The following is a 21,466-nucleotide window of genomic DNA, read 5'->3' as shown; positions in this document are numbered from 1 at the left end:
GAGCGAGAACGTTTCTAACGGGAGTTATATGCAATTCAAGTAACCTATCTCAGTTATGAGCAGTAAGGCTAGTATGTGAAGGATTTAAACCACCCAAGCAGTTTTTAGAAAGTTATTTCGAACCGTCGGATATACGAGAAGGAACCGGAATTTGCCGGTTCCTTTTTTGGTTGCGGAATATACATAAGCGTGCGTGTTCTGAGGCAATCTTGGAATGGCTGTCAACCCTATGTGATTTAAAAAGTGACGGGGTAAGAATTTATGGTTTAAGGTACGATGATTGTACTCTCAAGTTTAAACCGTGAACTTCTACGTGTACACCAGCGGAGGGGACGGAATCGTTGCTGGAGAAGCGAAGCGTTCGCCTTTAAATCCGGGAAACCACCCTTGGGTAAATTCGAGTTTCCTGGATTTAACAGCGATCGGAAGAACGATCCGGCACCGGAGCGGCCTTAGCTGCACCAAGTCACTCTTAGCTCTTTTCACGAAGTCATTCCTATCTGCACGAAGCTCCAGCGACATAGATCCACGAAAATTCCCACGATGGTGGCAGCCATTCCGAACCGTTTGGATAGCCTGCCAGCTTTTTTAAAGTAAATTTAAACTTGAAGCCGACCGGCATTTAACCTTGGACAGGTAGGATATTACCTGAGGTGATGAACGTGACGGAACTCGTCATTCAAACGAAAGGCTTATATAAAATATACAAAAAGCGCGCAGCAGTCGTAGATTTGAACCTGGAGATCGCACGCGGCGACATTTATGGCTTCCTTGGACCGAACGGCGCCGGGAAAACAACGACCATCCGCATGCTGCTCGGACTCATTCAACCGACGCGCGGCGCGATTTATTTGTTCGGCAAGGATTTGAAAAGTGAAAAAATGGACATTTTGCGCCGGACCGGATCACTCGTGGAGTATCCTTCGTATTACGGCCATTTGACGGCCGTTGAGAATCTGGAAGCGATTCGCCGGATCACCGGCGGGCCGAAGTCCCGCATCGCGGAAGTGCTGGAGATCGTCTCCTTGACGAAGGAGGCCAAGCGCCCGGTCAAGGGATACTCGCTTGGGATGAAGCAGCGTCTTGGCATCGCAGCTGCCCTGCTGAACAATCCGGAGCTCCTCATTCTGGATGAGCCGACCAACGGCCTGGATCCATCCGGCATACATGAAATCCGGGAGCTGATCAAGAATATGCCGCGCCAATACGGCATTACCGTGCTGGTATCCAGTCACCTGCTGGGCGAGGTCGAGCAGATGGCGGACAAAGTCGGCATTATCCGTGAAGGAAGGATGGTGTTCCAGGATACGATCGACAATCTGGTATCCACGGCTTCCAGCGGTTTCCGTCTGTCGGTGTCCGAGCCGGAGTTAGCACTCGGCTTGGCGCTGGACCTGGGCTGCGAAGGAGTCCTGCGTAATCAGATGCTGGAGCTGGAAAGCATGCAGGACGCGAAGATTGCGCTGCTCGTGAAGCGGCTCGTGGAGAATCAGCACGCGGTGTACCGGGTGGAAGAGCAGCGGAGGTCGCTCGAGGATATTTTCATGCAGATCGTAGGGGAGGGAAGCCGGGTATGATGTTCCGTGCGCTTTCCGCCGATTGGCTGAAAATCCGGGGCAAGGGCATTTGGTTTCTCGCTGCGCTCGGTCCCATCGGGCTGGCAGCGATGCAAGGGCTGAACTTCGGACTTCGCTATGATTACCTGATGAAATCCTACGCGGCAGATCCTTGGGGCGGGCTGCTCGAGAACGTGCTGTTTTTTGTACCGATTGCCCTCTTTCTTGGAATCACACTGGTCTGCTCGCTGATGGCCAACGTGGAGCATCAGCTGAGCTCGTGGAAACAGCTGCTGGCATTGCCTATATCCAGAACGGCGGTATTCAGCGCCAAGTTCGTACAGGCCTTCCTCATTCTCTGCGTATCCTGTCTCCTTCTGTCGATCAGTACCGCCGTGCTCGGCATCATACTGGGGATGGGGGCAGAGCAAATGCCGTATATGGATCTGCTGCGCATTGGCTTTGTACAGCTATTTGCGGCACTTCCCATGCTGGCTTTTCAGCTGTGGCTCTCATTGACACTCAAGAACCAGGGGATTGCGGTCGGAATTGGGATTACCGCCTCTGTCGTATCGATGTTTGCCCTGCAATTCCCCGATTGGATGCCGCTAAAGTGGCCGCTGCTGGCTTATATGGGGCCGGGCGAAGTCAAGGTCATCGGAGCGGGTTTGCTGCTGGGCGCGGTCATAACGTGCGTTGGCCTGATTCATTTTAACCGAAAGGATGTGGACTAAGATGACATCCTATAGAAGAGCGGTGTCCGCAGAGTGGCTAAAACTGTCGAAATCGAAGCTATGGCCGCAAATCTTCTTGTGTGCGATTCTGGTCATGCTGCTTGGCATATTAAATGGAAAGCCTGAGGAGCTTGCGCCATGGGAGTATTTGATCAGCATTATGATCATCCTGCATGCGATGCTGCTGCTCCCGATTCTGACGGGGATTTTTAGTGCCATGGTGTGCCGGTATGAGCATTCGGGCGGGGGATGGAAGCAGCTGCTTGTCCTGCCGGTTTCACGCGGCACCGTCTATTTTGCGAAGTTCTCGGTGGTAGCCATGCTGCTGGCCGTCGTCCAGTTACTGTTCATGGGAGCCGTGCTGGGAGCCGGTTTGATCCACAAGGTGGATGCTCCGATTCCGTGGGAAATGCTGCTGCGTTGCCTGCTTGGCGGTTGGGTTGCTTGCTTGCCGCTTGCCGCGCTGCAGCTTGGAGTCTCCACGGCCTGGAGCAGTTTTGCCGCTCCGCTGGCATTGAACGTTGTTTTTACCATACCGAACATGCTGGTAGCCAACTCGCAGACGTATGCCCCATACTATCCGTGGACGCAGCCGTTTCTGGCGATGATGCCGGCGGGTCAAGCCGATTTCGGCGCATTCAACCTGCCGTTCGAAAGCCTCATGACCGTCGTGGTTGGCGGGTTTCTACTGTTCTTTCTTGCAGGCTTCATCTATTTTCAGCGGAAAGAGGTGTAAGCATTCAGAACCGGAAAAACCGGTTAATGCATGACAAAGAGCTGCCCCGGGCCCTTTTGGCCTGTTGGGGCAGCTCTTTTTTGTTTTCCTATGTGTAACGAACCCTTGATTTCGCTATTGAGGCAAATCCACCCACTCATAAGGGGTGTCAGCGGCCTTCAATCCATACTCGATCATCGTGATGACGGCGACCGTTTCTGCCGGGTTGACGGCAGGCTTGCCCGTTTCGAAGAAATTCACCAGATTCTCGATGAACAAGTTGAAAAAATTCGAATTGGCGGTGACTTGCTTGAAGCCCCCGTCGCCATTCTTAATGCCCAAGGTAAATGGACAATTATCGCCAAGATGATTTACGGTGGCCTGCCGTCCGTTCCCGAAATCGATCAGCAGGGCAGGGGAGTCAGGCGTACCGATATACATCACCCGCTTCGGACTGGTCCCCATCAGGCTGACGATCGGCTCGATTTGATGGATCGAATAATTGGCGAAGGCACCCGGTCCCCAACTGCTGATCGTTTGGATATCGCTTCGGTCCAGCTCACGGTATTCGCTGGCAAAACGCAGGGCGGACGTCGAATACATCGGCGTTCCGTGCTTTGCCGCAAGATCGAACAGGCGGATAGCCGTTTCGCGGTCAGGCGCGAACGTTTTATCGATATAGGTCGGCTTGCCGGATTGCAGCGGAAGCTGGGACAGCTCCTCATGGAATTCCGGGTTATCCGGGGACAGCACGATCAGGTAATCGCTGCGCTCCACCACCTCTTCGATTGTGGGCAGCAGCTCAATGCCAAACTCCTGGCTCCAGGCAGCGTTCGTGAGCCCGTTTTCTTTGTCTCTTTTGCCGTAGGCGTACACGACCTTCATGGCATGTTCCGATGCCTGCTCAATCCAACCGGGATATTTATTCGCATGGAATTGGTCCAGATGCAGGTCGATGAATCCGATTTTTTTCATGATAAAAGGGCCTCCCTGGCGTTCGAACTATAGGTTATAGGCTGTTCTGGGCAACGGGCTGCAGCGAAACCTCCGCGCCTTGGTCGGACGAGTCGTAAATCGCCTGGATGATCTGGGAGGAGAGGATGACCGTATCGATGTGCGAAGGCTGCTTCTCCCCGGTTTGAATGCAGCGGATGAACCCGTCGATCTCATTCTGGAACATGCTGCCGAGATTGAACTTCGGCGTGGTTTCAATCAATGCGCCATCCTCCGTTGTATAGAAGGTGAAGTCAGCGCCGTACTTCAGCCGGATGCCGCCTTTGTCGCCGAGGAAGTCGATGAACATTTCTTCAGCGCCGATATTTTGCGCCCAAGCGCCGTTCAAGGAAATGGTCGGGCCTTCGGTGCGGACAAGAGCCGTGACAAAATCGTCAACGTCATACGTGCCGTCATATTTCGGCGGACCTGCCCACATTTTGAGGAAGGTGTAATTCTCCATGTCCTTGCCCAGCTTGCAGTAGGCCTGCCCGGAGACGGTCTTCGGCTTCGGATCGCCCGTGCAGTACATCACGACATCGAGGAAGTGAACGCCCCAATCGATCAGCGCGCCGCCGCCGGCGATGGCTTTGGTCGTGAAGGCGCCGCCGAGTCCCGGGATCGAGCGGTGGGAACGGAAGCTGGCATATACGTGATACAGCTCGCCGAGATCGCCGTTTTGGATCATTTTTCTGATTCTGTTTACGCTTTCATTGTAACGGTTGACCACCCCGATATTGAGCGTTTTGCCCGTTTCGTGCTGAACCTTCTGCATTTCCAGCGCTTCCGCGTAGGTGCGGGCTGCCGGTTTTTCGCATAATACATGCTTACCTGCCCGCAAGCAATCGATGGCAATGGAAGCATGAACGTCATTCGGCGTACAGATCGATACCGCGTCGACCTCAGGGTCGTTCAGGATCTGGTTGTAATCTTCGATGGCTTGGCCGCATTCGTATTTCGCGACGGCGGCATCGGCCCGATCCTTCACGATATCGCAGAAATATTTGATCTCGGCATCTTCGTTGGCCATGTAGGCGGGAATATGGGCACTGTTCGCAATCGTGCCGCAGCCAATCACGGCAATTGTAATTTTGTTCATCGGTTCTCCTCCAAAATCGTGGATTGATGATGCTGTGAAAACATAAGCCTGTCGCTTGATTCTTCGTTATTGCTTGCCACGAGTATAGCATGTGAACGAACCGATCGATTTCACTATCGTGTTTATTTATTGGATTATCGTACCGGGGTGTTAGTCCACGGTTTTAAAAGCGTTCTTTTTATAGTAGGCAGGAGTCGTTCCCGTATATTTCTTGAAAGTGCGGCAGAAGTAGGGAAGCTCGTTAAACCCGACCTTGAAGCATACATCGGTTACCGTGAGCTCGGGCTCCGTCAGCAGCCGCATGGCCATCCGTATCCTATAGTTGGCCAAGTACTGGCTGAAGGTCCAGCCGGTCACTTCCTTGAACCGTCGGCAAAAGTTCGTCCGGGACATCATCGTCCGCGCACAGAGATCCTCCAGCCATAGAGGCTGGTCGTAATGGTCGTGAATATATTGAACGGATTCCATAATGGGCTCACGGTATGGGGCGCTGCCCGCGGCTACCGCTGTATGCTTGCCTTGCTCGGCATGCTCGCGGTTCACGATGGCCAGCAGCTTCAGCAGATTGGCCTTCAGCAGAATATCGAAGAATGGGCCACGGCCTCCGAACTCGTTCAGCATTTCGGTCAGGAGCTCCTTTACGGCGAGGTCGCTGCCGCCGGTTAAGGTGATTTTGAGCGGGACGCGGTCTTCGGTCGTGACAAAAGGCTTGATAAAGGAAAGGTCGAACAGCTGCGGCTCAGCCGGCATACCCTCCAATCGTTCGTTAATGAAGGCCGGCATGAATTCGCACCCCAGCACCTCCAGTTCTTTCCCGGGAACCATCTCCACGCGATGAACGCTGTAAGGAGGGAGCACGAATATATTGCCCTGGACCATCCGGTATTTTTGACCATAGAGCGTATGGATGAATTCGCCTTTGCTGACATACCAGATCTGCAGATAATCGTGCATATGATCGGACAAACTCCCGAACTTTTCGGTAATGCGGTACATTTTGCAGGGCAGGCCATTCGCCATCTCCAGCTCCGACGTAAAGTAGGCGATTCCTCTTCGGGTGCATTCGGCGATATCCGGTTCCAGCCAGTGAATAGCCATCGTTTTTTTCCTCCTCACGTACGTTTCGATCCTGTTATTCATAGCATAACTGATTAAGGACATGAAGGAAGAGAAAAAGCAGAAAAAAGTGAGCTGTTCATGCGCAGCATGTCCATTGATCGATGGGATGAGGATGCCCTTAATAAAGAGGTGAACCAGTGCATTCTTTTGGCTCGGCGAGGGGCATGATCTAGAATTGAGACCTTCCATAGATGTTTCCCGTTGATGGCGTGATTCAAAATAACTAAAGATCAATCCCCTTTAAGCGTGCGAAGATCAAGTTTCGTACAGCAAAGAGCCGAGGAAACCTGAAGCACAGGTAAACCTCGGCTCTTTTTTCGTTACGGGCAAAACTCCTTCAGCATCTGCTCCTTCACTTCTTCAATGGGGAAGTGCTGGGGATAGGTGGATATCATCAGCATGATGCCCTGCAGGGTAGAAGAAAAGTACAAGGAGCGCTTGCGCGGCTCGGGAACCCCGAGGCTTTCGAATATGCGGCACTGAATCTCAAATTGCCGTGCAGCCTCTTCCACAAGACGCTTGCTGTAGGGAAACAGCTCTTGATCCGCTTCGGGCTGGGTTTGAAGATGCAAGTAAAAACGGAATACTTCCGGCTGCCGATCGACGTTGTCGATGGCTTGCTCCAAAATATATTTCAGCTGATCTGCAGGTGCTTGGAGCGAAGCGGCATTCTCTATGACTTCGGCAACGCCTGCGATTCGCTCCTCGACCATAGCGGCAAGCAGTCCTTCCTTGCCTGAAAAATAGTTATAGAGCAGCCCTTTGGAAATGCCGGCTTGCTTGGCTACATCACTAATGGAAGTGGCATGGTAGCCCTGATGGATAAACAAATCCATGGCGGCTTCTAAAATCTTCTCTTTCGCCATCTGGCGTATGCGTTCGTTCTCGCTGGGTGAGCGTGGCATAAAATCTTCATTCCTTCACGAAAGAATACCTAATCAATCTTCAATCATTTACAGAACTTGATGAGATTTATTTTAGTATTGAATGAATGATTGGTCAATATTAAAACAGAAGCGGATCATAAGTTGCTTCTCGGAGCTGGAAGCGCATTGTGAATTTTACTGTGAATTAATTCACTAATAATGATTGTGAATTATGTTACAATCAAAAAAAACTTTGCGGATGAGGAGGAACGGACGATGGCTCGTTATTTTAACGGTAAAGAAGTGGAACTGTTGGCTCCTGCCGGAACATTCGAGATATTCAAAACCGTCATTGACGCAAACTGCGATGCCGTATATTTCGGGGGACCATCCTTGAACATGCGCATGATGCGCAAGGGCTATAACTTAAGTTATGAGGAAGTCAAGGAAGCCGTCCAGTTGGCCCATGAGCGTGGTAAACGTGCCTACATTACAGTGAACAACCTGATGGATGAGGAGGATCTGGAGGAAGCGAAGCGTTATTTCGCCTTTTTGAACGAGATTGGTCCAGATGCCATTATCGCACAGGATCTGGCCGTATTTCCTCTGATTCAGGAGATGAACTATACCCATATTCCGGTTCACGCCTCGGTCATGATGAATGTGCACAATCTGGAGATGATTGAAGCCGTCAAGGCATTGGGCGTTTCCCGCATCGTGGCTTCCCGGGAGATGGACCTGATGACGGCCGAGGTGCTGCACACTAGGAGCGGAATGGAGTTCGAGTATTTTGTGCACGGCGATATGTGCACCGTTCACGGCGCTAACTGCTTGTACAGTTCCATGCTGTTCGGCAACAGCTCCAACCGGGGACGATGCATGAAGCCCTGCCGCTGGGATTATCGGGTGAAAAAAGACGGCTACCTCTATCCTACCGAGTACCCGCTTGCGGCAAAAGATATGTATATGTACGAGCATATTCCGGAGCTGATCAAGTCTGGCATTACCAGCTTTAAAATTGAAGGACGCATGAGAGACATCGAATTTTTGCTGATGGTCGTTAATTCTTACGGAGATGCCATAGATCGTTACATTGCGGATCCGCTGGGCTTTAACCGCGAAGACGGGGCGGATACGCTGCATAAAAACCGGAAGCGCGATTTCACGACCGCTTATGCCTTTGACAAGCCGGGACTAGCGTTCATCAATCGCCGTTATGAAGGAACAGGCAAGTTTTACAGTACGGGGAAGGTGTTCAGCACGCCTACCGCGGAACGCGAGATGAAGGAGGAGCGGGTGCTCCAGGTGAAGGAATCGCTTCGTCATGCGAAGCGGGAGCAGCCGGGCACGTCGATTCCGCAAATTACGGTGCATGTCAACTCGGTGGAGCAGGCCCGAGCGGCAATAGAAGAAGGGGCGGACGTCATCTATCTGACAGGCGACGTGTTCCAGCCGGATCGTCCTTTCAGCCGTGAGGATATCGAAGCTTTGACGGCGGATAAAGGGAATGCCGAAATGATTCTTGGCATGCCGCGCATGATGAATGAGCTGCATATGGAGCAGTACCATCATTTCCTCGCCGAGGGTAAAAAGCATAAGTTTTACGGCCTGGATGGCTTGCTTGCCTCCAATATCGGTGCTATGCACAAGTTTCAATCCCTAGGGCTGCCGATGATTGCCGATTTCAGCCTGAATATATACAACCATATGGCGGCTTCGTTTTATCAGAAGCATTTTGGCATATCCAGAATCATGCCGTCCCTTGAGCTTCAGCTCCATGATTTGACGAAATTGCTGCGTCATCCGGAGATTCCCCTCGAGGTCATCGTCCACGGATCGCCCATCGTCATGTATCTGGAGCATGACCTGTACGCCAATGCGGCAGAGTTTGAGCCCATAGCTGAAGAGGATAACCGGTTCGTGGATAACCGACATCTCGTACTGCTTACGGATAAAGGGGAGAACCCTGTATACCGGGATGCCGCACGGCGTAACCACTTGGCACTGGCAAAAGAGTTTTGCTTCATGCCGTTCTTGAAGGAGCTGCACGAAGCGGGCGTGAATCACTTCCGCATTGAAGGGAAGACGTATACGACGGAGCAGCTTCGCGGCCTGGTGCGGATATATCGTCAAGCTGCCCTGAACCTGGACTCATGCGGCAGGCTGTATCAAGACATGACACCGATCTATGCCGGTTATACACTGGGTTCGCTCCAATTCGGTCATGCCATGCAGCTTGAGCTGACGGAAGTATGAGATGAGCTTCGAGACGGAGTATGAGGATTAACCAGATATGAGTCATCCGTTTGACGTATTTTCACGGAACATGGGAAAAAAGAGAACAATTCAAAGAGGTGAATATCCATGAGGCATGCAGATCAGACGTATATCGGTCCGGAAGCTATCGTGACAAAGCGTCGGGAATACGGCTACCCTTGCACGGCCAATTTCTATAAAGAGCCGCCCCAGATCATCAGCGGCAAGATGCATAAACTTTACGGGCATGATGGCAAAGCGTATGTCGACTTCTTTACGGGGGTGTCGGTTGTCGCCTGCGGCCACTGCAATGAAGCCATTACGGCAAGAACGGTCGAACAGCTGCAGACGCTGCAGCATACGTCAACCATTTACCTTACCCAGCCGATGGCAGATTTGGCGGAGCGGTTGGCAAACGGCGTTTTGCCTGGCAACCTAAAGCGAACGTTTTTCGTAAACAGCGGCTCCGAAGCGAATGAAGGCGCGCTGCTTGTCGCCCGTCTGCACACGAAACGCCGCCATTTTCTGGCGCTGGAATACGGTCTTCATGGCCGCACCTTCCTGACCATGAACGTGACCGGCATCCCGATGTGGCGTGCCGATGATTTCCTGGACCATGAGGTGGCTACTTTTATTCCTCGTCCCTATGATCCTGCCATGGATCAGGATGCTGCCGCTCGCCGTTCCCTGGATGCGTTGGCGAGTGTGCTCGCTGCGAAGGGAGATACCTTCGCAGCCATGATCGTGGAACCGATCCAAGGCAACGGGGGAATGATCGTGCCGCCGGATTGGTATTTCCGTGAGCTGAAGGCGATGCTGGAGGAGCATGGCATTCTCCTGATTGCCGACGAAATTCAGACGGGCTGCGGCCGCACGGGACGCATGTTCGCGATCGAGCATTACGGCATCGTGCCTGATATTCTTACCATGGCCAAGGCACTAGGCAATGGCGTGCCGATCGGCGCCTTTTCCACGACGGACGAGATTGCCGCCAGTCTGGATCGGCCTTCCGCCTCGACCTTTGGCGGCAACCCGGTATCATCCGCCACGGCGCTTGCCGTCTTGGATTACATCGAACAGCAGGGCCTGGTTGAGCGTTCCCGGCGCGTTGGCGGGCGGCTCATCGAAGGTTTGAGGGAGCTGCAAGGCCGATATGAGTTTATCGCCGATGTCCGAGGCAAGGGCTTTATGGCCGGGTCCGAAATCCGTGCAGCGACCGAAGAGGAAAGCGCAGCATGGACGGATATCATTCTGGAGCGCATGAAGGAAGAAGGATTTATTATCGGCAAAAATGGGGTGGGCCGAAACGTGCTGGCTTTCCAGCCGGCCATGATGATTCCGGAGGAAGATATCGAGGCCATGCTCAGCGCGCTGGACAAGGTGCTGGCTGGGTTATCCCAATTCGTAAACGAATGAGGTTGGATTCGGATGCAGATGATGTATAAAGTCGTTCATAAGACCAAAATGTTCGGAGAACTGGTGATGTTCTCCCACACGCTGTTCTCGCTGCCCTTCGCCATCATTTCCATGATCTGGGCCGCGGACGGCGTACCGTCATGGCATGTCATGCTGTGGTCGTTGATTGCGCTGGTTGCCGCACGCAATGGGGCCAATGCCTTCAACCGCATCGCCGATTTGAAGTTTGATGCCGCTAACCCGCGGACGGCGAACCGCCATATGCCAAGAAAACTCCTGCTGCCTCGCGAAGTGTACGTATTTGTGGTCGTTAACTTTGCCATCTTTATTCTCGCGGCAGGGATGCTGAACCCGCTCTGCTTGGGACTCTCACCGGCAGCAATCGTGCTGATCTGCACGTACTCGTACACGAAGCGCTTCACCTGGCTGTGCCATCTGTACCTGGGCTTTACGATCGCTTCGGCTCCGATCGGGGCATGGTTTGCCGTAACGGGGCAATTCGCTTTCATTCCGTTTATCATCGGTACCGTCGTCATGCTGTGGATTGCAGGCTTCGATATCATCTACGCCACGCAGGATATCGAATTCGATCGCAGCACAGGCTTGTGGAGCATTCCCCGCGCGTTTGGTTTGGAAGGCGGGCTACTCATTTCTAGGGTGCTGCACGGGTTTATGGTCATCCTGCTGGTTTCCCTTTACTTTATCCAAGGCTTAGGCTGGCTCTACTTGGCGGGAATTGCCGTTTCGGTGATGCTGCTTGCCGTGGAGCATCGCATCATCAAGCCTTCCAGCCGCAGACGGATGCACCTCGCCTCCTACAACCTGAATCAGGTGATTAGCTTGACGATTCTGCTCTTTACTTTGGCCGACCAATTTTTGCTCGGATAAAAAACTCCCTTCGACTGCCGGCCCGCATACTCGGGCTCGATGGCATTCAAAGGGAGTTTAGTGTTTTTATTGCCCGGCTTTCAAAATCGCAAAGCCGTAAGCAGGCAGCTTCACGGTCAGCTGACCCTGCTTAGCGCTAAGGCCTTCGCCGTTCCACAGGTTCGTCCATTGCTGGTCCTGCACAGGGACGGTTATCGTGTTGCCCGCCTTGTCGTTGTTGACGGCAATGAGGATCGTTTCGTTGTCGTCCTCACGCAGGTAAGCGATTTTGCCGCCATTCTTCTCGGCCTTCAAAAATTTGAAGGTTCCCGTGCGGAGAGCGGAATGCTCTTTGCGGAGCTGAATGAGTGTTTGGTAGAAATGGAACAGGTCCTTGTCATGCTTGGACTCGTCCCATTCCATGCATTTGCGGCAGCCCGGATCGTGTCCGCCGTCCATCCCGATTTCGTCGCCGTAATAGATGCAAGGCGTGCCGAAATACGTAAACTGGAACATCGCAGCCAGTTTCATCAGGCGTTTGTCGCCGTTCGCCTGCGTTAACAGTCTTGCGGTGTCATGGCTGTCCAGCAGGTTGAACATCACTTCGCTGGCTTGTCTCGGATAGCCGGCAAGCTGCTTGCCGAGCATGAACGAGAACTTCTCGGCATCGGCGGTACGGTTGATGAAGAAGTCCAGTACGGCATTCGTGAACGGGTAGTTCATCACGGCGTCAAACTGGTCGCCTTCCAGCCAGATGGAGGATTCATGCCACACTTCGCCAAGGATGTAAGCATCCGGGTTGGCTTTTTTCACGACTTGACGGAATTCGCGCCAGAAGCTGTGTCCCACCTCGTTGGCAACATCCAAGCGCCAGCCGTCGATGCCCGTTTCCTTGATCCAGTACTCGGCAGCCTTGAGCAGATAAGCCCGGACTTCCGGATTCTCCGTGTTCAGCTTCGGCATCAGCGGCTCGAAAGCAAACGTATCGTAAGTCGGAATGCCATCCACCACTTCCAGCGGCAGGGAGCGAACGTAGAACCAATCCTTATATTTGGAGTTCAAACCGTTCTTCTGCACGTCAACGAACGGGGCAAACGTTCTGCCGGAATGATTGAAGACCGCATCCAGCAAGACGCGGATTCCGCGTGCGTGGCACAGATCGACCAGTTTCTTCAGCGTGTCCTTGTCGCCGAACTGCGGGTCGATTTCCATATAGTCTTCAGTATCGTATTTATGGTTTGTTGTTGCCGTGAACAGCGGCGTAAAGTAAATCGCGTTGACGCCGAGCTCGCTTAAATGGTCAAGATGGTCGATAACCCCCTGAAGGTCACCGCCGAAGAAGTTCTTCGGCGTCGGTTCGGCACTGCCCCAAGGCAAAGTGCCATCCGGGTCATTGCTTGTATCTCCATTCGCGAAGCGTTCCGGGAAGATTTGATAGAAGATCGCGTCCTTGACCCATGCCGGCGGGTGGAAAACGTCATCCGGATTGATGAACGGGTATTCGAACAGGCGGTCCGGATTGGCCGGCGGCTCTGTCAGGAAATCATATTCGGTCATCCAGCGCTTCTCGTCGCCCTGCTGGAGCAGGAAGCCGTATTTCAAACGGCGGTACGGAGGAGTTGCCTCGCACTCCCAATAATCGAACATTTCATCCGAGGACAGCTTGGTCATCGGAATATATTCCATCGTTTGATCCCACAGGTACTTGTCGCCTGCGAGGGCGTACACTTCGGTAAGGTCGTCTTTTTTGGTGCGGATTCTGAGATGGATGGTCGTGCCGTTATAAGCGTAGGACCAGTTTTTGCGCGGACGGTGATAGATGGCTTCCAAGAACATCGATAATTCCTCCTTAAATAGGTAAATTAAAAAAAGGCACAGCCAGGACTATGAATAGCCGAGGTTGTACCTTTGTAAGATAACATTGCCTTTAAATTATGAGGTTTGGATCTGGTTGCTTATGAATTCATTAGCTGATTAAAAATATACCACGCGCTCTGAGCGTATTCAAGCCCCAAGTCGAAGTCGCTGATCCTGGCCTGCAACGAGGGAGACAGGATGCGGATTTTCGAGCGGAATACCGCCGGGCGGTACAGGTCGCAAGGAAAGAGTGGGCATTTGTTGTATAATATAGGGATAAGGACAAGCCTGACAGTGACAGATACGATATATAGGAGGACAGTCATATGCAATACGACGATCAGATGAAAAACCGGATCAAGCGGATTGAAGGACAGCTTCGCGGCATCTTGAAGATGATGGAGGAGAACAAGGACTGCAGGGAGGTCATCACCCAATTATCCGCTTCGCGTACGGCGATCGACCGAACCATTGGCGTTGTCGTCAGCTCCAATCTGGTGGATTGTGTACGGAAGGCCGAAGAGAATGGTGAGGATACGGAGAAGCTTGTGCAGGATGCCGTTAATTTGCTCGTTAAGAGCAGATAAAGGATTAGGCACCGAACGCGAGAGCGCCGCTTAAGGGGCTAGCCTTAGGGCTAGGAAATTTGTAAACGGACAAAATGGGTAAAGATAGGATGACGGTTTTTTTAAAGGAGGGTGCTCAGATGTCTGTAAACGAACAAATTATACTAGCCAAAAGGCCGCAAGGCATGCCGGAGGAGTCGGATTTTATATTGGAGGAGCAGCCTTTGCCCGTTCCGCAAGCCGGAGAAGTTCTGGTACGGACCGTATACTTGTCGGTGGATCCGTATATGCGGGGCAGAATGAGCGATGCCAAGAGTTATGCGAAACCCTACGAAGTAGGACAGGTTATCGCTGGAGGCGCAGTAGGGCAGGTCATGGAATCGACGGATCCGACCTATCGGGCAGGCGATTATGTTGCAGGAACATGGGGCTGGCAGCGCTTTGCCGCCGTGCGGACAGGAACACTGCGTAAGGTCAACCCGGATCTGGCGCCTGTGTCGACCGCCTTGGGCGTGCTGGGGATGACCGGTTTGACGGCCTATTTCGGACTGCTGGATATCGGTCAGCCGAAGGAAGGCGAGACGGTAGTGATATCGGGTGCCGCAGGCGCCGTTGGCATGATTGTCGGGCAGATTGCCAAGATCAAAGGGACCCGGGTGATCGGTATTGCCGGTTCTGACGAGAAAACCAAGTACCTGACGGAGAAGCTGGGGTTTGATGCAGCGATTAATTACCAGACCGAAGATTTGGCATCGTCTTTAGCGGAAGCTTGCCCGAATGGGGTGGACGTCTATTTTGACAATGTCGGCGGTGAGATTTCGGATGCGGTGCTGCGTCTGATCAACAAAAATGCACGGATCCCGATTTGCGGCCAAATCGCACTCTATAACCTGGAGAAGCCCGATACGGGCCCGAGAATTCAGAGCCTGCTGTTGACCAATACGGCACTGATGAAGGGCTTCCTGGTCGGCGACTATGCCAGTCGGTACAATGAGGCATTGCATGAGCTGGCCGAATGGCTGAGGGATGGCAACATTCAGTACGCCGAACATATCGTCGATGGTTTCGAGAAGACCATTGAGGCGTTTCTGGGGCTCTTCTCCGGGGAGAATCTCGGGAAACAGCTGGTGAAGGTAAGCGAGGAGCAGAGTTAGCCTTTTGATATAGATAACAAAAGAGTGTCGGATTCACGCGCTTCGAAAGCCTCCTCATACGGAAGCTTTGCGAGCGGAAGGGTTATAGCCTTCCGGCTTGCGTGATCATCGGCACTCTTTTTTGTGCTTATTAAGTTTAATGACTATTTAGATTGAACTAAAGAAAAGAAGAACTTCAACGGAGAAGGAGGAATTATTGTGTAGAAACGAAGTGGTCGCCTTTGCCCCCGGATTTTAACCATGATATGAATGTATCGAAGAAATCTGGGGGCAACAGCGATCGGAAGAATAATCCGCATTCGTAGTGATGCTTAGGCTAAGAGTCTTTAGTTCAACTTATATAGTTAACGATGGTACATGTCCGCTATATAGCCGCTCCTGGTGTCGTAAATTGCTGATACTGGCGATACATCGAGATACGCCAGTGGACAATCATGCCGTAAGCCAGCATGAAGAACAGCGCCGCGGTCTGCGGGATGGAAATATGCTGCTCAATGTATCCGTGGAGCAGGAGCCGGACTGCCAGCAGGCCGAGCAGAATGTAAACAAAGCTTTTCGATTTCTGCATGAAGATCTGGCCATCGACCTTCTCGAATTTGGTGCTTCGAATCAGTGGATAGGAGAAGATGAACCAGCCTACCAGAAAGGCAATTCCCGCCCACCATATAGGGATGCGTACCTGCGGCTCAACGAACATCAGAAACCCGGTGCTCATCGCGACGGGAGGGATGATGATCTTCTTGACGGTGACGGGGCGGTTGCTCGCTTTCATCCGAATGAAAATAACGGTCAGTGCCATAACCAGCATCGCAATCGTAGAGCCTATCTGAAGAATTGGGGAATCGAAATTAACCACAATTCAGAACCTCTTTCCATAAATAAAATGACATGAAATGTGCTGCCTTTTGATTATAGCACATTCTGATGCCAGGCAAAATCAGGCAGGAGAGGGAGCATCAGCGCGGTTGGCAGCCGTCTTTAAGGTTGGAGTCCATAGATGAAAATCCGGATCATGAAATCCAGGCTTTCATCTACATTCAGATCCATAGCGAATTGACCCCCGCGTTCCAGAGATGAGAAGCCATGACACAGGCTGCGAAGTGTCCTCACGGCATGCAGCGCCTCCTGCTCACTGAGCTGGTATGGAGCCAAGATTTGGAGCAGAAGCTCGACAATCTGATTGCCTACCTGCTGCGCCTCCTCTTGTTCCGGATGGAGAGGCTGCAATGCGGCTTCGTATAATCCGGGGTGAGATCTGGCAAAGTCGACATAGGTAAGGCATACATAACGCAGCGCGTCTTCACCAGACCGGCCGGCGACAGCCTTCAGCAGCCGATCATGCAATGTCTGGAGGCCATACAGCATCAGGGCGGCATGCAGACCCGGCAGTCCGTCTACGTGGTTATACAGGGAAGGCGACCGAACGCCCAGCTTGCCTGCAAGCGCGGCCAAGGTCACGGCATGGAGTCCATCCCGATCCGCCAGATCGGCAGCGGTTTGAAGCAGTTGAAGCCGGTCGATTCCGGGTCTTGGACTCATTTTGCATTCCTCCTAATTGTAGATTCCGCATGCATAACAGCCTTCTGCATGGCAGCGACAGGATTCTTTAGCATCCGTCCGTGGCCGACAGCAAGAACGGCGGGCTTCCGTGCGGTTAGCACTTTGGCGCTTTCCAAGGCAAACTCCTTGCTCCAGGTCGCCATGGCAGGGAAGGGGAACCAGGGCTTGAGCACACCAGATACGGCTAATCCGCCCCGTGTCTGCCAAGCATCGCCGGCAATCAATATACCGCTGCGCTCATCGAGAAATGCCATATGCCCCGGCGTGTGTCCGGGAGTGGCGATCGCCTTGAGCGAACCAATGGTATCCCCGTCACCCAGAAGCACGTCCGGAACGGTGGTTATGTTCTTGGGGATATCTCCGCGAATCGGAGCTTGCAACTCTCCAGGCTGGAGCTCCGCGTTTCCTTTCAACAGCAGCGCATCACGCCGCGAGATGTAGACCGACGCATTCGGAAGCTCTTTCTTTAACCCGTCGAGCGCCCCGACATGGTCGCCGTGGGCATGGGTCAGCACGATCCGGGTGATGGGCTTGCCTATAGCGGCTGCTGCTTGCAGGATTCCCTTTTGGGAAAATGACATACCCGCATCAATCAGCGTAATGCCGTCGCTTTCTTCTACAAGATAGACATTTATCGGGAAAAGGCGAGGAAGAAAAGAAATTTGAGTCACGTGCTCAATCGTTGTTTGCAACATAATATGATTCCCCTTTCACTCAAAACTAATTATGTTAGTATAATAACTAATCTTATTAGTTTTATCAAGCCTAAATTTTAACATTTTCATGAATAGGCTCATTTTATCCCTAAAATTTTTATATATTTACCAAATTTTGAGTGCAATTTTCATCGTTTTGCGTTACCATAATGATAGATATACGGAAAAAAATGTAGATTGTTGAGATGAAGGGTGAGGGGCGGACGACATGGATATTTTCAAACGCATCGTACTTCTGATGGTGATGTATGCCTTCTCCGCGGTACTTCTGTATGTAGCCAGTCAGCACACGCCATATCTGCTTCCAGTCATCTGGATTTCTGCGCTTATGCTGCTGTTATGCGGCATCGGCTATCTTGGATATCATTATTTCTTTAAAGGACGCAGAAAACGAAGTTAATCAAGAGATACGTACAAGTCTGCCTAACCGGGCGGGCTTTTTTGTTCGTATAAGGAGAACTCGAAAAATAAAAAAACCGTTTGAATCACTTTGCAGTCTTATATACAGTGATGTAAACAAGCGAGGCAGGTCGGACAAGGGGAAGGGTAATCGGATGATAGATCATAATGAGCTTGCGGCTGCTGCATGCAGAGGAGACGAGGAAGCGTTCTATGCACTCGTGACAGAGCACCGAAGGCGCCTATATGGAATTGCGTACAGTTATTTGCATAACGAGAGTGACGCACTGGAGGTATTGCAGGAGACGGTGTGCAGGGCTTGGGTGAAGTGCCGGAAGCTGAAGCATCCGGAGGCGTTTGTCCCTTGGCTCATTCGGATCCTGATTAACTGCTGCATGGATGAGCATAAACGAAAAAAACGCATGGTTCCGGTTGAAGAAGTGCGCAGCCAGGAGACGGCTGCCGAGATGGTCAGTGACAGCAAGCTGGATCTGGAGCGTGCGCTCAGCCGGATGAAGCCCAAATACCGCCATGTGCTGATTTTGAAATACTATCAGGACATGACGATCAGCGATATCGCCAATATTCTCGATGTTCCGGAGGGTACGGTCAAAACCCGGCTGCATCAAGGATTAAAGCTGCTGCGGCAAAAAATCGAGCCAGGAGGTGCCATATTCCATGTTTGAGAAGGAAGAGCGAATGCTCAAGGAGATGAACAGGGACGCGGAGATCAGCGCAGCGGTTGTATCCGATGAAGCATTGGACGCGGCGGTGCGAGGCGGGATGCGAAGAGGACGGCGCACGCACCGGAGCCGGGCCCGAATGGCTACCGTCTCTGCCGTGGCTGCAACCGTTGCGGCTGCGCTGCTGTTCGTCGTCTGGAGCGGGAACGAAGGGCTGGTAAATCCCAAGGAGCAAATGGCGGCTCAGGGGCCGTATCCGCCATTGACCGGGTTTGATTTCGGAGAAGATATTACGCTGAATTCAGCTAACAAACACGGCATGATTCAACAGGTGGATCAATCGGCGACCAAGGGGGATTATACGGTAACGGTCAACGGGATACTTGTAGGCTCCCAGCAGATGGAGGTGCTCTATACGGTCCAAAACCGTGCGGAGAATCCCGCAGATTTAAAGGGGCTGGAGATGAAGCGCCGGGGATCCAGCGAACCGCTGCCTTATAGTATTGGGTCGTCAGGTGGAAACGAGATTAAGCCCGGCGCCGACAAGCTGTTCCATTCCCGATCGTACATTCTTATGGCTGAGAATCACGCTATACCTGAGGAACTGACGTTATCTTTTAAGATTGCCCCCTATTCGACAAATACGGCTTATGAATCTTCGGCAGAGAACGAGCAGGTGATCGATGTTAACGTATCCGTTGATATGGAGACAGTCCGGAAGTATATTAGCACGATTCCACTCAACAAAATGCTGCAGATTGAGAGTCAGCGGTTCTATTTGAAAGAAGCCGTGTTGTCTCCAGCCGGTATCGTCGTGAAAGCAAACATCCCATCCAGCAATACGATGAAGGTATCCGGTTTATGGGATGTGTATTTGGAAGCCGTGGTTAACGGCGAGAAGATCAGATTGAACAGCGATTCCGCATTTTTGCCCGGTGCAGGCGGTGGAGACATGACTTACTTCTTCGACAGCAATATATTGGAGAAGCCGGAATCGATCACGCTGAAAGCGAGCGGATTTCAGGCAGTGGACCCCTCGAAGATGAAACTCGTGGTGGATACGGATAAGAAGGAGGTCATTCGTTCACCGGACGGCGATCTTCGGTTCGGAGAGTACACGGGGCATACGCTGACAGTTGAATACGAAGAACAGGCTGACCGGCATATGGGCAGCGTGTCGATTGAACCGGAGTTTGTGGATGGAGAAGGGAAAAAGCATAGGATCAACGAGGATGCAGGGGGGCTCAGTGCCTCGTCCCAATCCTCATCGGATTCTGAGGTAAGCCTCATTACGCAGTATATTCACCTTAAGCCCGGGGTTTACCCTCAGCCGCTGACATTTACGTTAAGCAGTTATCCTGGTGTCATGGAGCAGGCATTCGAGGTGCCGATTCAATAAACTTAGAGATGCTGAAAGCTCATCAGGATAACCACAACGCCGAATGCGATGGCCACTTTGCCGGCGAATTTTAGATACCATATTCTCAAATCGCTGAGTTCAATATCATCTCGCGTTCTTCTAAACCACCATGAATGCGGATTTCGAATGGCGTATAGCCCAATCGCGATGAATGCGATACCCATGAACGCTGTGGATATGAAGTTGATGAACATGCGTTGATCAGCTCCTTTCTTTAGAGATAATACGTATAGTTAATCAACAAAGTTCCAACATATGTAAAGTAATAGAGAGTTCATTCTTTATGTTATGTTCCCGAATTAAGGACACGAAAAAGGAACCGCCCCCGACCAGATGGCCGGAGGACGGTTTCTCTTTTTCATTTATGATATTTTGAATCATGGGCTTGATGGCGCTATTCCTTGTGTTCGGTAGAGGAGCTGCCTTCGTGTCCCTTGGCATCCAGGAGTTCAATTAGAGCTTTGGGCACTCCGTTGAGCAGCAGCCACTCACGAAGTGTTTCGATGGCGCGGATATGGCCATTCCCCTCATCCCGCCAGGTCAGCAGCTCGACAACTTTAATGACGAGGAGCATGAGCTCCATTTTGTCATGCTCGGTTTGGTCTGCGCGGATTTTTTGGAATGCGGCTTCTTTTTCCCAATCCAGCAGGATCTCTTCACCAATGGTTGGTCTCATGAGTGAATAGCTGTAATCGCACTGCGGGCAGAGTACCGTGGTGAACTGTTCTGATTTGAACGTAACCCCGATATCCGCCTGACACTGACGGCAGTGAAATTGGACTTCTATAGCTGAGTTCGTTTCCATATCTATGTTGCCTCCTTCGAAGAGAAAGGTATCTACTTATACCCAATAGTCGGTAACTATGACCCATCTCCCCATGAAAGAGGCGCATAAAAAAGGAACCGCTAATGAGACGATTCCTTGAGGACCCGAGCTAGAAATCAGCGTTGCCTTCTACCGCGTGCTTTTAACATGGGTTAGCACATTATAGAGAAAAGCGAGAATGCCCAGCGTTACCAGAACCCCTCCAACCGCAATGACCGGCTCTACCGATTCCATGCCGCTAACCAGCAGTGCAAGACCAATCATCATGACAGGCAGACCGATATTGTGCAGCCAAAAATGAACTTTACCTGCGGTGGATTCCCCAGCTGTGGGGAACTGAACATAAATAACACCTGCAAGAGCCAGGGATGCCCAGCCCAGAAGGTTAACGTGTGCATGAACTGAGGCGTAATCGTAGCTGTGGGTGATCGACATGTACATGCCCAGCAGTACCCCGAGCACGAAATAAACAGCAGAGATCTTGATTAATTTGACACCCATAAAACCCCTCCTTCAAGGATTACTATTATGATATATGTCACCTATGGTGAAGTAGACCAAGAGGGAGGAAGATTTAATAAAGAACTAAGTTAGAACCCCCCGGGGGGCGAATATCAATCGCACGACTTTACATGGCCGATACAAAAAGAAAACCGTGCCCCTC

At 51.9% G+C, this 21,466-nt stretch carries 23 protein-coding genes; 11 read left to right on the top strand and 12 right to left on the bottom strand.

Translation table 11 applies throughout. The features are described from left to right. Nucleotides 1–309: 309 nt before the first annotated feature. Complete coding sequence (locus AK95_RS34295) at nucleotides 310–486, bottom strand: hypothetical protein (protein WP_162487629.1); 177 nt, start codon at nucleotides 484–486, stop codon at nucleotides 310–312. Between the two features lie 170 nt (nucleotides 487–656). On the opposite strand from AK95_RS34295, the gene AK95_RS22695 reads away from it, so the two are divergent. From AK95_RS22695 to AK95_RS22685, 3 genes are read left to right on the top strand one after another with little or no spacing between them, the layout of a single operon-like run. Next, the gene (locus tag AK95_RS22695) at nucleotides 657–1,577 is read left to right on the top strand and encodes an ABC transporter ATP-binding protein (RefSeq protein ID WP_481855863.1); all 921 of its coding nucleotides are present in this window, start codon (nucleotides 657–659) and stop codon (nucleotides 1,575–1,577) included. Continuing rightward, a complete protein-coding gene (locus AK95_RS22690) occupies nucleotides 1,574–2,290 on the top strand; it encodes an ABC transporter permease (protein WP_071222184.1) in 717 nt (238 codons plus the stop codon). The genes AK95_RS22695 and AK95_RS22690 overlap by 4 nt, the downstream gene beginning before the upstream one ends. A 1-nt stretch (nucleotide 2,291) precedes the next feature. Continuing rightward, nucleotides 2,292–3,026, top strand: coding sequence for an ABC transporter permease (locus AK95_RS22685; protein WP_071222183.1), 735 nt, complete (start codon nucleotides 2,292–2,294; stop codon nucleotides 3,024–3,026). 114 nt (nucleotides 3,027–3,140) lie between these two features. Here AK95_RS22685 and AK95_RS22680 read toward each other — a convergent pair whose 3' ends face one another. The 4 genes from AK95_RS22680 to AK95_RS22665 form a co-directional block, all read right to left on the bottom strand. Continuing rightward, nucleotides 3,141–3,980: a Gfo/Idh/MocA family protein gene (locus AK95_RS22680; protein ID WP_071222182.1), complete on the bottom strand. Its 840-nt coding sequence runs from the start codon at nucleotides 3,978–3,980 to the stop codon at nucleotides 3,141–3,143. A 34-nt stretch (nucleotides 3,981–4,014) separates the two neighbouring features. Further along, nucleotides 4,015–5,097, bottom strand: coding sequence for a Gfo/Idh/MocA family protein (locus AK95_RS22675; protein WP_071222181.1), 1,083 nt, complete (start codon nucleotides 5,095–5,097; stop codon nucleotides 4,015–4,017). Between the two features lie 150 nt (nucleotides 5,098–5,247). After that, on the bottom strand, nucleotides 5,248–6,195 hold the full coding sequence (locus AK95_RS22670) for a helix-turn-helix domain-containing protein (RefSeq protein ID WP_071222180.1): 948 nt from the start codon (nucleotides 6,193–6,195) through the stop codon (nucleotides 5,248–5,250). A 341-nt stretch (nucleotides 6,196–6,536) separates the two neighbouring features. Next, on the bottom strand, nucleotides 6,537–7,121 hold the full coding sequence (locus AK95_RS22665) for a TetR/AcrR family transcriptional regulator (protein ID WP_071222179.1): 585 nt from the start codon (nucleotides 7,119–7,121) through the stop codon (nucleotides 6,537–6,539). Between the two features lie 237 nt (nucleotides 7,122–7,358). On the opposite strand from AK95_RS22665, the gene AK95_RS22660 reads away from it, so the two are divergent. The 3 genes from AK95_RS22660 to AK95_RS22650 all read left to right on the top strand — a co-directional run bounded on the left by AK95_RS22660 (nucleotide 7,359) and on the right by AK95_RS22650 (nucleotide 11,642). Continuing rightward, nucleotides 7,359–9,338, top strand: coding sequence for a peptidase U32 family protein (locus AK95_RS22660; RefSeq protein WP_071222178.1), 1,980 nt, complete (start codon nucleotides 7,359–7,361; stop codon nucleotides 9,336–9,338). Between the two features lie 108 nt (nucleotides 9,339–9,446). Then, complete coding sequence (locus AK95_RS22655) at nucleotides 9,447–10,754, top strand: aspartate aminotransferase family protein (protein ID WP_071222177.1); 1,308 nt, start codon at nucleotides 9,447–9,449, stop codon at nucleotides 10,752–10,754. A gap of 12 nt (nucleotides 10,755–10,766) precedes the next feature. Beyond that, a complete protein-coding gene (locus AK95_RS22650) occupies nucleotides 10,767–11,642 on the top strand; it encodes a UbiA-like polyprenyltransferase (RefSeq protein ID WP_071222176.1) in 876 nt (291 codons plus the stop codon). A 66-nt stretch (nucleotides 11,643–11,708) separates the two neighbouring features. On the opposite strand, the gene AK95_RS22645 is transcribed toward AK95_RS22650, so the two are convergent. After that, a complete protein-coding gene (locus AK95_RS22645) occupies nucleotides 11,709–13,457 on the bottom strand; it encodes an alpha-glycosidase (protein ID WP_071222174.1) in 1,749 nt (582 codons plus the stop codon). 347 nt (nucleotides 13,458–13,804) lie between these two features. On the opposite strand from AK95_RS22645, the gene AK95_RS22640 reads away from it, so the two are divergent. Both AK95_RS22640 and AK95_RS22635 read left to right on the top strand, forming a co-directional pair. Further along, complete coding sequence (locus tag AK95_RS22640) at nucleotides 13,805–14,065, top strand: metal-sensitive transcriptional regulator (RefSeq protein WP_071222173.1); 261 nt, start codon at nucleotides 13,805–13,807, stop codon at nucleotides 14,063–14,065. A 119-nt stretch (nucleotides 14,066–14,184) separates the two neighbouring features. Beyond that, nucleotides 14,185–15,198: an NADP-dependent oxidoreductase gene (locus tag AK95_RS22635; protein WP_071222171.1), complete on the top strand. Its 1,014-nt coding sequence runs from the start codon at nucleotides 14,185–14,187 to the stop codon at nucleotides 15,196–15,198. Between the two features lie 364 nt (nucleotides 15,199–15,562). On the opposite strand, the gene AK95_RS22630 is transcribed toward AK95_RS22635, so the two are convergent. The 3 genes from AK95_RS22630 to AK95_RS22620 all read right to left on the bottom strand — a co-directional run bounded on the left by AK95_RS22630 (nucleotide 15,563) and on the right by AK95_RS22620 (nucleotide 17,453). Next, the gene (locus AK95_RS22630) at nucleotides 15,563–16,054 is read right to left on the bottom strand and encodes a cytochrome c biogenesis protein CcdC (protein ID WP_071222169.1); all 492 of its coding nucleotides are present in this window, start codon (nucleotides 16,052–16,054) and stop codon (nucleotides 15,563–15,565) included. 122 nt (nucleotides 16,055–16,176) lie between these two features. Further along, on the bottom strand, nucleotides 16,177–16,737 hold the full coding sequence (locus AK95_RS22625; protein WP_071222167.1) for a TetR/AcrR family transcriptional regulator: 561 nt from the start codon (nucleotides 16,735–16,737) through the stop codon (nucleotides 16,177–16,179). Beyond that, nucleotides 16,734–17,453 carry an MBL fold metallo-hydrolase gene (locus tag AK95_RS22620; RefSeq protein WP_071222166.1) on the bottom strand — a complete coding sequence of 240 codons (720 nt, stop codon included), beginning with the start codon at nucleotides 17,451–17,453 and terminating at the stop codon, nucleotides 16,734–16,736. Before AK95_RS22620 ends, AK95_RS22625 begins: the two co-directional genes overlap by 4 nt. 229 nt (nucleotides 17,454–17,682) lie before the next feature. On the opposite strand from AK95_RS22620, the gene AK95_RS22615 reads away from it, so the two are divergent. From AK95_RS22615 to AK95_RS22605, 3 genes are all read left to right on the top strand, one after another. Next, nucleotides 17,683–17,874, top strand: a complete 192-nt coding sequence (locus AK95_RS22615; protein ID WP_071222164.1) for a hypothetical protein — start codon at nucleotides 17,683–17,685, stop codon at nucleotides 17,872–17,874. A gap of 154 nt (nucleotides 17,875–18,028) precedes the next feature. Further along, the gene (locus tag AK95_RS22610; protein ID WP_071222162.1) at nucleotides 18,029–18,559 is read left to right on the top strand and encodes a sigma-70 family RNA polymerase sigma factor; all 531 of its coding nucleotides are present in this window, start codon (nucleotides 18,029–18,031) and stop codon (nucleotides 18,557–18,559) included. Beyond that, complete coding sequence (locus AK95_RS22605) at nucleotides 18,552–19,955, top strand: DUF4179 domain-containing protein (RefSeq protein ID WP_071222160.1); 1,404 nt, start codon at nucleotides 18,552–18,554, stop codon at nucleotides 19,953–19,955. Before AK95_RS22610 ends, AK95_RS22605 begins: the two co-directional genes overlap by 8 nt. Nucleotides 19,956–19,957: 2 nt before the next feature. Here the strand turns inward: AK95_RS22605 and AK95_RS22600 are convergent, their stop codons facing one another. The 3 genes from AK95_RS22600 to AK95_RS22590 all read right to left on the bottom strand — a co-directional run bounded on the left by AK95_RS22600 (nucleotide 19,958) and on the right by AK95_RS22590 (nucleotide 21,303). Beyond that, nucleotides 19,958–20,170, bottom strand: a complete 213-nt coding sequence (locus tag AK95_RS22600) for a DUF6199 family natural product biosynthesis protein (RefSeq protein ID WP_071222159.1) — start codon at nucleotides 20,168–20,170, stop codon at nucleotides 19,958–19,960. Nucleotides 20,171–20,370: 200 nt separating this feature from the next. Then, the gene (locus tag AK95_RS22595; RefSeq protein ID WP_071222157.1) at nucleotides 20,371–20,781 is read right to left on the bottom strand and encodes a hypothetical protein; all 411 of its coding nucleotides are present in this window, start codon (nucleotides 20,779–20,781) and stop codon (nucleotides 20,371–20,373) included. A 150-nt stretch (nucleotides 20,782–20,931) separates the two neighbouring features. Beyond that, nucleotides 20,932–21,303: a cytochrome-c oxidase gene (locus AK95_RS22590; protein WP_071222155.1), complete on the bottom strand. Its 372-nt coding sequence runs from the start codon at nucleotides 21,301–21,303 to the stop codon at nucleotides 20,932–20,934. Between the last annotated feature and the right edge of the window lie 163 nt (nucleotides 21,304–21,466).

The organism is Paenibacillus sp. LC231 (genome assembly GCF_001860525.1).
Classification (GTDB): Bacteria; Bacillota; Bacilli; order Paenibacillales; family Paenibacillaceae; genus Paenibacillus_AQ.
Note: the sequence above shows the minus strand (reverse complement) of the source record. Positions and strands in the feature narration are given on the sequence as shown.